The 13311-nt window shown below is 40.4% G+C and carries 6 protein-coding genes and 1 pseudogene; all 7 read left to right on the top strand.

Going from position 1 to position 13311, the window contains the following annotated elements:
• Positions 1-129: 129 nt before the first annotated feature.
• A complete protein-coding gene (locus J1905_RS03325; RefSeq protein WP_250317976.1) occupies positions 130-3690 on the top strand; it encodes a carboxypeptidase-like regulatory domain-containing protein in 3561 nt (1186 codons plus the stop codon).
• A gap of 2 nt (positions 3691-3692) precedes the next feature.
• Positions 3693-5417, top strand: coding sequence for a DUF4397 domain-containing protein (locus tag J1905_RS03320; RefSeq protein WP_214225810.1), 1725 nt, complete (start codon positions 3693-3695; stop codon positions 5415-5417).
• Between the two features lie 13 nt (positions 5418-5430).
• Entirely contained in the window at positions 5431-6627 is a 1197-nt protein-coding gene (locus tag J1905_RS03315) for a hypothetical protein (RefSeq protein ID WP_214225809.1), read from the top strand.
• A 24-nt stretch (positions 6628-6651) separates the two neighbouring features.
• Positions 6652-7731, top strand: a complete 1080-nt coding sequence (locus tag J1905_RS03310; protein WP_214225808.1) for a fasciclin domain-containing protein — start codon at positions 6652-6654, stop codon at positions 7729-7731.
• A 21-nt stretch (positions 7732-7752) separates the two neighbouring features.
• Positions 7753-8979, top strand: a complete 1227-nt coding sequence (locus tag J1905_RS03305) for a fasciclin domain-containing protein (RefSeq protein WP_214225807.1) — start codon at positions 7753-7755, stop codon at positions 8977-8979.
• A 34-nt stretch (positions 8980-9013) separates the two neighbouring features.
• Positions 9014-10024, top strand: coding sequence for a fasciclin domain-containing protein (locus tag J1905_RS03300; protein WP_250317975.1), 1011 nt, complete (start codon positions 9014-9016; stop codon positions 10022-10024).
• Between the two features lie 14 nt (positions 10025-10038).
• Positions 10039-13282 (top strand): annotated as a pseudogene (locus J1905_RS03295) (TonB-dependent receptor).
• Positions 13283-13311: the final 29 nt, after the last annotated feature.

Here is a 13311-nt window from a genome sequence, read left to right as displayed (position 1 = left end):
AAGAAACGCCCTCCCGTAAAGGAGGACGCAAAAATCATCAAAGGACTGGTTGTTTTCGAAGACGCATCAGCCCAGCGATAAATATTAACAGATATACGCCATAGGCGAAAACCCGTAATGATCAAAAATATGCAAAAAGGATTACATCTGCGTTCTTCTTTTCGATTTATTAGCATGTTACTAAAAGGTGCTATTATCATCAGAAAGAAGTTTAGCGAGGTGGCTAATAACAATCTGGTAACAGATAAAATTTATTTCTTTATGAAATGCTCGTTCCTTCTGATCGCTGTCAACCTCACATTCGTTGGAATGTTGTGTGCCAGTTCTGTTCGCAGTCAGAATTTGAATCAGAAAATTAAGCTTAAGCTAGAAAATGCAAGTGTCGAGAATTGTTTGAGTACGATAGAAAAACAATCGAACATACAGATCAATGCACAGGTAAGCTTGTTAAGTAAAATCACAAAAAAAATAAGCTTAGATGCTGCAGAAATTACTGTGGCAGATGCATTGGCTAAAGTTTTAACTAATACTAACCTGGAATATAAAGTAATAGAGGGTTATGTTGTAATTACCAAAAAACCTGTGCCCATCATCATTTTAGGAACAATTGTGGATGAGAAAACCGGCGAAACATTGATTGGTGTAGGTATTCGCATTAAAACAATGGGTGGCGGTGCATCTACAGATACGAATGGTAAGTTTCGCATTACCGTACCTGAGGGTGGAGCAACACTTGTGATCTCTTATATTGGTTATCAGAGCTTAGAGATTAAGGTAGATGCCAATACTAAGGAACTGAAAATCTTAATGAAATCGTCTTCTACTCAATTGGGAGAGGTAACTGTTCAGGCGCGTAGAAAGACAAATACAGAGGTTGCAGTGCTCGATGAACGTAAAAAAGCGGCCATTGTACAGGATGCTATTTCTGCAGTTCAGATAGAGCGTACTGCAAGTATCACCACCACACAGGCCTTGCAAAGAGTGCCGGGGGTAACTGTTACTGATGATAAATATGTAGCCATCCGCGGTTTGGGTGATAGGAGTGTTGTTGGTCAGTTAAACGGTGTGCGTTTGGCTTCGTCTGACCCGGATAGAAGCTCTATTCCTTTCGATTTGGTGCCGGCATCTCTTTTAGATAACGTTACTATTTATAAAACAGTTACTCCTGATAAACCGGCAGATGCTGCGGCAGGTATTGTTGAATTAAAAACTAAATCTGTGCCCGATAGCATGGTGGTTAATGTAATTATTCAATCAGGCTTTAATTCGAATATCGGGATAGGTGGTCAGTATAATAGTTTCTATAACAGTGATATGGGCTTTTTGGGCGATAAGATCAATAAAAAGAACTTGTCTGCCGATTTCTTAAATCTGGCTACACAATATAAAGGTGGACTAAACCAGATCCAGAATATGATCTCGAACAGTGGTTATAGCCCTGCAGTAAAGCAGGAAGTTGGTCGTATTAACGGGATTATGCAAGGTTTTGATCCTGTGCTAACTACAAGGTATAAACAGGCTCCTTTAAACCAGTTGTATTCTGCCACTTTTGGTAACAGCTACACGTTATTTAAAAAGCATAAACTAGGAGTTATAGCGGGTGGTAACTATTATCGTCGTACTACAGATATTTCTGGTGGTGAAATACAGCAATATAGTATCTATCAGGGTGTGGTAACCGGAAATCCGCAGGTAAGCAGTCCAAGAAACATCCCTAACTATATTACTCCGAACAACCTGTACATGGGTAGGTACCAAACCTATAAGGAAAATACCGGTAACGAAACGCTTAATTATGGTGTTTTAGGTGGTTTAACTTATCGCTTCGATGCCCGAAATGAAATCAGTATGCAATACCTGGGTAGCTGGGGAGGCGAAACGCAAGCCACCAATATGTATGGTGCTTATCAATATACCAGTTTACCTGGAGATGTAAAAAGTACTATATATTCTTTAAAACAGAGTTATCGTACATTAAATACCTTTAACCTTCAGGGCGAGCATAAGTTTCTGGAATCAGACTACTCGCCTAAGTTAAGTTACAACATTTCTTCTTCTAAGGCTGGTCAGAATGATCCTGATTACCGTTTTGTAACGCTGGCAGATTATACGCCGCGTAATGGTGGGTATTTTGATAGACCTACAACCGGCAATGGTAATACCAATCCTGATCAGGTATTCAGTACGCATTTATATGCACTTTCTTCTGGTTATGTTAATGGCTTTGGTGCTTATGGAATTATTCAGGCTGAGCCAAACGGTCGTCGTTACAGAAATCTGGACGAGACCAATTACAACTATAAGGCAGATTTATCTGTGCCATTTAAATTATTCGGACAAAAGCAGGAGTTTAAAACCGGGGTTAATTACCTGAACCGCGATCGTGTATTTACAGAGAATGTGCTGTTCTTACCGGGCTCTAATTTTTCTTCAAACAAGTCGTTGCCATTGTATACGGTTTCAGGAAATCTGGATCGTTTGGTGAGTAATGAGATTATCGGCATCCATGCACCAACAGCAGGTATGGGCGAAGGTGCGAGTCCGGTTGGAGGGTTTTTATACAATAGCCAGAAATCTCCAAACAATTATACCGGATTTTTTGAGACCAAGGCGGCTTATGCCATGTTGGATTTAAAAGTGACTAAAGATTTAAGGTTAACGGGGGGTATTCGCTTCGAATCTACCAATATCCAATCGGCAGTAGATACATCAGGCGTTTTCCTTGATCCTGCTTTAACAGCTCCGGGCACCAATATCCCACTTACTTTAATGAGCCCTAACTCGGTTTACAAACCAGGTTATAAGCCTTATTATTCCTTAAATACTACCTATAACCTTAAGGAAAATATGAATTTTAGAGCAGGGTTTAATACTACACTGGCCAGACCTGAATTAAGGGAGATCACCAATGTATTTGAATTTGATGCTTTCCAAATGGGACTGGTTGTTGGTAATCCTAAGCTAATCAATCAGAACACCCAAAACTTAGATTTTAGGTGGGAATGGTTCCCTAATAGTGGAGAGGTTATCGCTGTATCCTTATTTGGTAAGCGAATTGAAAACCAGTTGTATAAAGTGTTTAGCTTAAAAACCAGTGGTTTAGCGGCAACATATCCTGAATATCCGACCATCAGATTTGAAAATGATCCGAACGTTGGTAAGGTGTGGGGAGTAGAGTTTGAGATTGTAAAAGATCTGGGCAAAATCTGGGATCCACTCCGCAACTTCTTTGCAGGAACTAACCTTTTACTGGCACAAAGTGATATTAAAAAATCACCTGAAAGATTGGAAGCCAACAGATCGCTGGACAGGCATACGCCTGATAATAGTCCTTTGTTTGAGCAGGCACCCTTCTCTATTAACGGTTGGATAAATTACGATAACAAGAAATCGGGTACCAGCCTTACCGGAACATTTAACATGGTAGGAGAGCGTTTGATACAGATTAATTTAACCGGAGAACCGGATCTGTATACCCGTCCGGTACCTATGCTAGATTTTGTGTTCAGTCAGCGTTTAACTAAGCGCGTAATTTTTAAGGGATATGCTAAAAACCTATTGAATCCTGCTATTGAAACCGTATACGCCAATCCTGGTACCGGTGGTAAATGGTATGGGAATAAATACCTGAACCGTAGCTATAAACGTGGTGGAGAATTTATGATGGGGTTCACTTATAATTTGTATTAAAGATGAAGAAATTAACGAAATACATTCAGCAATTGCCATTATTCCTTGGGTTTTTGATATTGCTGGGGCTGGGTTCCTGTAAAAAGGAAAAGCATGATTTTGAATATGATAATAGGCTAATTACGGATGCCCGCAAAAGTTCATCACTACGTATTGTAAACTTGGGTGGCTATGGGCAGGTGGTAATGGATGGTGATACGCTGACCAATAAAAGATATCTTTTGCCAACGGATCCAATATCCGCGGTAGTGTCTGGTACTAAATATTTTCCTGAAAATGGTGGTAAACTGGGTTCAACCTGGAACATCCCTCAGTCGCTATTGAAAAACGGGAAGGCTCGCTTTTTTACCGAAATTGGAGGTTATAATGCTCCGGCTGATAAACTGACAATTGATCTTGAGGAAAATGCAGCGCAGGCTATGGATTATTATCTGTTGGCTACTGAGCGTGTTGTGGGTGGGCAACCTAAATATCTAAAAATTCCTCGTGCGGTTTCTGCTCCATCAGATCCTACTAAATTCAAAGTACGGGTACTCAATCTTTCATCCACTATTCAGGTAAACAGCATGGAAAATCTGGTAGGGCCAATGAGTCTTGCCTGGGCTGATGGTACACCAGTAAGTGGTAAGACGAATAACATTTTGCCGGGGCAGTATTCTGATTACATCGAAGTGCCTTATACTACAGCACAGTTAAAGGTGTTAACCCCCGGTGGAATCCAAGTGCCCGGTACTACCAGATTGCCAATTCTTCCTTCAACATCAACCCTTAGTTCTGTTCGTAGCTGGCCACCTGAAGATACACGCTTAACTTTTACTGCTTTTAAAAGTTTTGCTCCGGGAGGGATTTACACCATTATTATTGCACCGTACAATTTTAATATCCCTTATTTAATTGGTAATCCTGGCGAGTATGTTTCGGATTATCAAAATGCCATCACGATTATGAACGACATCAGTGAACCGCTGAATGTTACTTATGCAAGAGTGCAGGCTGTAAATACCCTGGTAGGTACAAATGGGATTAAAATTACCATGAACGGAAATGCATTGGGTAATGGGTTGGCATACACGGAGCATACCGATTATCAGAGTTACATAACAGGTAATTATAACATTGAAGCTAAAGATGCTTCTGGAAATGTATTGGCAAGCAGTCAGCTGAAGCTGGATCCTAATACCAACTTTACTTTATGGCTTCATCCTGATGCCGGTGGTAAGGCAACCATTAGTGCGGTAGCTAATGATTTAAGCAGGGTAATTCCGGGTACTACGGCAACTGATGATGCTACCTATCTTCGCAATAAGCTTGACTATCCTTTCAGTATCCGTTTTCTTAACCTTTGTCCGGATTTACCATATGTAACATTTACAAAGGATAATGGGCAATCTTTTCTCCATAGTTTTAATAAGAATCCGGCTGCGGTAAATAACCTTACTCCTGGTGTTTTTACCACCGAAGCACCCTATATACAGATTGATATGGATAACATTCCATATAAAATTATGGCCTTCCGTTCTACACCGGGCATAGTTCCGGGAAGTTGGGCAAGTGATATACCGGTTTTAACAGGGCAGCAACTTATTGCCAGACCTGAATTATATGTAAGAGGCGGTTTACCTAATCATGAGCCTGGTATTTATACCATCGCTTTGGTTGGAAGCACCAGCGTATCAGCCCCTGCGGGTCAAAAAGCAAAGATGATTATTCTGAAACACACCAAATAAAAGAACCAGAATTATGTTACTATTAAGAACTAAGAATATCACATTTTATGCTGCTATCGCTCTGTTGTGGTTTGCAACGGGCTGTTCAAAGGTAGAGTATAAAAAAATTGATGATCCTGCTTATTTAAGGGTTTTTAACAACCTGAATTATAAGATCGGGATCGATAATAAGGATGAAATGCTACCTTTTTTGACTATGCTGATTGATCCTGAAATGGATCAGGGCGGTATGCCTGTCAGCGCTAAGATTAAAGGAGATTTTCTTGATCAGCGCGATCCTTATGCACCACCTTATCCATCTCATATCGGGAGTGGCACTAGCGTAAACAACCCAGAGTATCCGGGTAGAGAAAATGTACTGGTAGGGCCTGTTTTAAACGGTTTCGATTTAAGCAGCTGGGCACAGATTCCATCAGGTAAGCACCGTATTGTGTTCATGTTCCGCCCAAAAAATACAGTTCCATTTTTTAACCTGGATCCTAAGCTGAAAAAGAGTTTTCTGATTGATACCACTATGGTGTTAGATAGCAAGGAAGTGTATACGCTGCATGTATTGCAGAAAGATTACCTGACAAAAAGGAATGGCATTTACCTTAGGAAAGAGAACTTTCACAAACTGCCATTATCGGATTCCTCGGTTTATGTTAACTTCTATAACATGAGTGCCAAGGGGTACTGGCAGGCAGATAACAACGCAAAAGGAGGGAATGTTTATGGAAAAGGTGCCATGGGAAATGGCATTAAAGACCAGATGAACATTTTTGTAACCCTGTATAAAAACAGGACTGTTTCTATGCCGAAATTAACCGGTTACAACGGGAAATACCTGGGCAATTTAACCAGAAACTCTGATGTGTTAGAAGTTAGCCCGTATTACAGTTTTCCATTGTTTGCCGATGCAAGTGCCGGAGGTATTTTTACTGACATGTGGCAGCGGTTTGATTTTCTGGCACCTGGAATGGACATTAGAAACATTCCTTATGGTCCGACTGTAAATGAAACGGATGGAAACTGGGCTTCTATAAATTGTTTAACTCCATTTACGGATTACAGGCGATGGAATGAGGTTGTACTGCCTAATATGCTTGTAAATATCCACTCAGGTACATATAATCCGCGGTCGTTTGCTACGGTAAATACCATCGAGATTGTAAACGGAAATGTTTATCTCAGTACCATTCAGCGTAAATATGCGCCCCCAATTTACTAATGGTTTAATCCAACAATTAGAACAATGAAATACAAATCATTAAAGAAATACCTTTACCTCTTGTCGGCGTTATGGTTACTGGCTTTAAATTCTTGTAAGCACGATGATCTGCATATTGATAAGGCGAATGACAATTTCAGACCTGGCTTCGACTTTGTAAAGAATAATTACGACCTCAGCTTATTTGCTGCGGCAATAGAAAAAACAGGAATAGGAGCTGAATTAAACAGTACGGGGCCATTTACAATCCTGGCTCCCAGCAACGCTGCCTTTAATATCATTGGGATAAACCGCCCAAGTGATTTTGATAAAATGAATCCGGATACTTTAAAGTTTTTGGTGCAGCGCCATATTTTAAATGAACGGATAATGCTAAAGGATATTCCTTTTAATGGGATAGATGTGCGTTACCGTACAATGGCTGGTACTGAACTGTATGCCTCAACTGTTAGTAGAGATAACAACAATACCCTATATTTTAATGGTTCTCTTGCCAGCAGAAAAGATGTAACGCTAGCCAATGGTACTTTACATGTATTAGATAGGGTAATGAAATCTACTGCAAAAACCACTGTGCAAGGTTGGTTGTCTGCAAGGCCGGAATATAGCATCCTGATAAGCGGGTTAAAGAAGTTTGGATTTTGGGATGAACTGACAACAGAGGGGCCTTACACCATACTGGCCCCAAAAAATAAGGAATTTGAAGCGAAGGGGATGACTGCAGAGGTAATTGCTGGGTTAAATGTGAATAGTTATATCGGCGACCGTCTGTTTGGCTGTTACGTGATGAGAAAGAAACACTTTTTTGTGTCGGATTTTGTGGTATTCAGTATCATTAACAGCGATTCCTTTTACTACCATCCGATAGCTAATGATACTTATATCATGACAATTACTGCCGGTAGGTTCAACTACAACAACATTTACGATCAATCTATCGGCTATAATATTGAGGTAAGAACCAATAAAAATTTCCCTTATGAGATTCTTACTTCAGTAAAGGGGCAGGATCAGAAAGCCATAGATAACCTTACGGATAATGGTCTGGTGCAGGATCTTCAAGGTGTTTTAATCCTTCCTGAGCAGGCAATAAAGAATAATTAGATGATCTATAACAAGAATAAGATGAATATAAAATTAATTGCCATCTGCCTGTTATTTATAACGTTGGCATCTTGCAGAAAAGCCGAGTTTCAGCCAGAAGTAGAGGGTGTGCAGGTACCTGCAGAAGATTTAACGATCATGCTTAGTGAAGTGCTTGAGGCTTCGCCCTATACACTTTTTAAAGCGGCATGGAAACGTAGTAATATGACCAGTATTTTGGGAAAAAGGGGCATTAACACACCTATAACCTTGTTGGCGCCAAGTGATGCTGCATTTATCGCTGATGGAATGACATTGGAGGTTATAAATAATACCAGCCCGGCATTGTTGGATAGCTTACTGCTTTACCATACGCTATCGACCGCCGTTAGCCCTAAAGACCTAAGTGAAAGGGGAGAGAATACGATCGGTACGAGCTTACTGGAAAACACTTATATAAAAGTAAAAGGATATGATAATCAGTATCAGACTGATCCTTATTTCTATCGTCAATATATTAATGTGTTAGGTAAAGATCTACTGATCAATGGCAAAAAGACCGGAAGTGCGACAGCTACTTTGGCAAAAAATGGAACTTTTTGGCCGATAGACCATGTACTGAAAAAACCAGAAAAAACCATGTTGGAGGCTTTACAGGATGATGGCCGTTTTGGGATGTATGTGGAAATTATGACCAAAACAGATATGCTTTGGGATGAGGCTATGATGGGAGCGGTTGAACGCGATAGATTTCCGAAAGGATTGTCGATTGACTATAATTACTTGATCTTCAAATCTATTTTTGCCCCTACAGATGAAGCTTTTCATCAGGCAGGATTTAAGACGGTTGATGATTTGATGGCATTGAATGACCGTAATCCTCTTCCATATTTTGATTGGGATACCTATGAGCAGGTAGGTACCGGTTATGCCACGGATACCTTATTGACCATGCATCGCTGGGGCAGAATTTTTAAAGAAAGGGATGGTTGGGGCCCCGGAGAGGATAATCCGGATTGTTTTTATTCGAATGATCTGAACAATAAACTGTTGTCGGGCTATGCGCTGACTTCCTCTGGTTATACAGGGACTATTCCAATTATGTACGTGCCATTTGAATTTGGTAAAAACGAAGCGGGACAAGTAACTGTAAAAGTCAAATCAACCACTAACGCGGCTGCCACTATTGTTGAGGGAGACATCAACACATTGATGGGGCCTATACATGTGGTAAACCGTTTAATGCCGCCTAAGGGTTTTAAATTCTGACCGGTATCATTAGCTCATAAAGATCAATAGAAACATGAATTATTTACATAGAATATTAATAAGGCCATTTGGCATTTTCCCTATACTGATCAGTTGTGGATTGATCCTTAACGGCTGTAAAAAGGATGATGTTGCTAAAACTGCCAGTAACAATAAGATCAGTGCAATTATAGCAGATAACTTTAATCTTTCTGTTTACAATACTGCTTTGATAAGAACAGGGTTGGCTAAAGTTACAGACAAGGAAGGTACATATACTGCTATTGCACCTTCGGATGATGCTTTTAGGAATGCAGGTTTTGGAAATGCTACAGCCATTTTGAGTATGGATCCCTCAAGGGTTTCGTCTATCATGAATTACCATATCCTGAACGGCGTTTATGAATTTAACAAGTTACCTTTTCTATTTAATCAGGAGGTGAAATCTGCGAACGGAGGTAAACTTTTTGTAACGCACTGGGTAAAACAAGGCGATACTATTTTAACCATTAATGGGTCTAAAATAGTCTCAAAAAATGTAAGTGCATCTAACGGGTTAATCCAGGTTATTGATCGTGTACTGGAGCCATACAGCCATAGTAAGGTTATTGAAGCTATTGCTTCAGACAGGGATCTAAGTCTGTTTCATCAGGCCTTGCAACGCTCTGGTTTAACGGAAACTTTAAATGGCAAGGGGCCATATACTGTGTTTGCACCAAATAATGCAGCAATGGTCGCCTTCGGATTGAATACTATTGAAGCTATCAATAGTATGGATCCTACAGTTTTACAGGGTTTAATGCGCTACCATATTTTATCTGACCGCAGGTTTGTGTACGATTATGTGTTGAGTACGGGAGCTTCTAATCGTAGCGACCAAACCATGATTGATGGAAAATCTATTCAGGTGATCCTTAAGCCCAACCCGCAGGTGGCAGGTGCATTTATAGGTATAGAATTGAAAGGAACAGGGAATACATCGGTTATCCAATTAACCAAACAGGATGTGCTTACCGGTAACGGTGTGGTGCATACCATTGGAAGCCTATTGAGAATTACACAGTAATTAAGATTTTAGAGATGACAGTTAGAAATACAATTCACAAAATATTTTTACTCCTGTGTATGCTGCTGCCTTTTGCTGCGGTAAGTCAGGAAACCAGCGGTACTTTAAATGGAATGGTGCTTGATGCCGGAGGACAACCGTTACCGGGTGCTTCTGTTACGGCTATACATCAATCTTCAGGTACAAAATATGCAACTGCTACAGATAAGAATGGACATTATTATTTGCCAAATCTTCGTATTGGAGGTCCTTATTCTGTAGAAGCAAATATGATGAGCATGAAAAACGATAAACGTGAGGGAATCACTATCCGTTTGGGTGCGGCAGTTATTTTAAACTTTGCCTTGAGCGATCAAGCACAGCAACTTACGGAAGTAGCTATTAAAGCCACAAAGAAAGGGGCTCAGGCCAGTACTTATGGCTCCGGAAAGAACATCAGTGCCGATCAGGTTCGTAATATGGCTACAGTGTCGCGGAGTATTACTGATGTTACGCGTTTAGTGCCACAGGCAAGTAAAGACAATAGTTTTGGTGGTGCCAACTTCAGGTACAATAACGTAACAATTGATGGTGCCATTAATAACGATGCGATTGGGTTTAGTCCTTCCTTGGGAGGGCAGTCGGGTACATCTGGAATGGCAGGTAGTTCGACCAGGACCAATCCAATATCCATTGACGCAATTGAAGACATGCAGGTTTATTTAGCTCCTTACGATGTGAAGATCGGTAATTTTACGGGAGGTTCTGTAAATGCAGTAACCAGAAGTGGAACCAATTACTTAAGTGGTTCGGTATATGGTTTTGGCCGTAATGCTGCAATAACGGGTAAGGATAGGGTAGGTTCATTAGGGAAAATGAATAGCGACTTTTATGATTACCAAACCGGTTTTCGTGTTGGGTTTCCCATCATAAAAGACAAATTGTTTTTCTTTAGTAATGAGGAGATCACTCATAGACAGGATCCTTCGCAATTGGTAGCGGGTATTGCCGAAACCAGCCATATTTTAAGTGCTAAAGATGCGGATGAGATCACAGCCGCAAATTTCTTTAATGCAGGAACTTCAGGGGGGGGGTAATACTTATGCAAAGTCGACTAAGTTTTTTAACCGTTTAGACTGGAACATCAATGATAAACATCAGCTTGCTGTTAGAAATAATACGATCATTTCTGAGGCTTCGCATATGGATAGAGATCAGCAGGATTTCAGGTTCAGCAGTATGGCCTTTTTGCAAAAGAATAACCAGAGCTCTACAGTGGCCGAACTTAAAAGTAGATTTAGCAATAGCTTATCGGGTAATTTACTGGCAGGCTTTACTGCTGTAAATGATTCGAGAGATCCTTTTGGCGATCCAAGTTTGCCGCAGGTACAAATTGCCGGTAGAACACCGGGTACTACCATTTACGTGGGTACCGATCGTGAAGCCAGTATTTTTGATATGAAGCAGCGTACATTGGAGCTTACTGCTAATTTAAACTGGAACATTGGTAAGCATACCCTTACTGTGGGTACTCACAATGAGTTTTATAATATCACTTATGGTTTTGTAAATGCATGGAACGGAAGGGTAGATTATTTAAGTATTGAAGATTACCTGAACAACAATCCTTACCGTGTTCGTGGCGCGTATAGTTACGAAAATAACAGTCGTCCGTATATTGAACAGCAACCTGGGGCTAAGTTTAATATCAATTTATACAGTTTATATTTTCAGGATGAGATCCGTATATCTGAAAAGCTGAAGGTGATTCCGGGGTTGAGAGCAGATATGGCTTATCTGGGGGATAGGCCTGAATTGAGCGAAAAGACCCGTACTGCAATGGCCGATCCTTATTTCGGAAACACCTACTCTTATACACCTTTGAGCAGGATTACTAACAATTATTTGAATAAGATACAGCTTTCGCCAAGGGTAGGTTTTAGGTATGATTGGAATGGTGATCAAAGCCTTATTCTACGTGGCGGTGCAGGACTTTTTACAGGACGGATTCCTATGGCCTGGTTGGCTTATGCTTTTTATAACAATGGGGATAGCTTTGGTGGTTTTGACCAGAAGGCTGATCAGAAACCTTTTGTGCCGGGCAGTAATCCTCTTGCAGGTGGTGCAAATGGGATTGCTGATTTTATACAGCAAAATGGAGCAACGATCAATAATCCTAATAGTGGTAAAACCCAGATCGATTTAATTGACAACGGTTTTGTGATGCCGCAGGTATTGCGTACCAGCTTAGGTTTGGATTATACTACAACTAGTCAGTGGAAATTCGGGGTAGAAGCGATCTATACTAAAAATATTAAGGATGTTTTGTTTCAGCAGTTAAACGTGCAGGACAATCCGACTTATTATGGGTATGATAAAAATCATCAGCAGCCAGTGTATAGCGGAACAGTAGATCAGCGTTTTTCGAACACTTATTTGCTTAGTAATACCAGTAAAGGTTACCGTTACAGCTTAACAGCTAGTATTAGCAAAAGCATTGCTGATCAGCTGCAAGCTTCGGTGTCTTATACTTATGGTCAATCAAAAGACCTTTCTAATGGCGTGCGTAACTCTATGGAATCTAACTGGCAGTTGAATCAGTCGCTGGTACCCAATAATCCTATGTTGGCGAATAGCAATTTCGACATCAGAAACCGCATTGTGAGTACCATTAGTTACAATAAAATGTGGGCTAAGGCGGGTAAAACCAATGTGTCTTTGTTTGTGAGTGCACAATCTGGCAGTCCGTTTACTTATGGTGTAGTTAATAACAGTATACAAGGGGCGCCGCAACAGGTAAGTTTGGCCTATATCCCGCGCAGAGAAGAAGCGGTTCGTTATTTCCAGGATAATGCAGGTGCAACAGCCATTAAGCAGGCTGAGGCCTTTAATAGTTTTATTGATGCAGATAAGTATTTAAGCAGTAAACGTGGTGGATTTACAGAAAGAAATGAAGGACGTACACCATGGAATGTACAGGCTGATTTGCATGTTTCTCATGACTTGTTTGTTAGTGCAAGTAAGAAGCAGTTTATTACGTTTACTGCTGATGTAATGAACCTTACCAATCTGATTAATAAGAGTTGGGGAGTTCAGTATTTCTCTCCAAATACTTTCAATTCTACTTCCAGTGTTGGTTTAACTCCGGTATTGTTCCCCCCATCACAAAATCCGGGGGAATATCCGTTGTACCAGTTTAAATCGCCGGGCAAGCCTTACAGTATTGACTATTATGGTTCAAGAACACAGGTGCAATTGGGTGCGAGATATACTTTTTAAAGTAATACAGATCAATCTATAAATGATAT

Source organism: Pedobacter sp. B4-66, from assembly GCF_018492665.1.
Lineage (GTDB): Bacteria > Bacteroidota > Bacteroidia > Sphingobacteriales > Sphingobacteriaceae > Pedobacter.
Note: the sequence above shows the minus strand (reverse complement) of the source record. Positions and strands in the feature narration are given on the sequence as shown.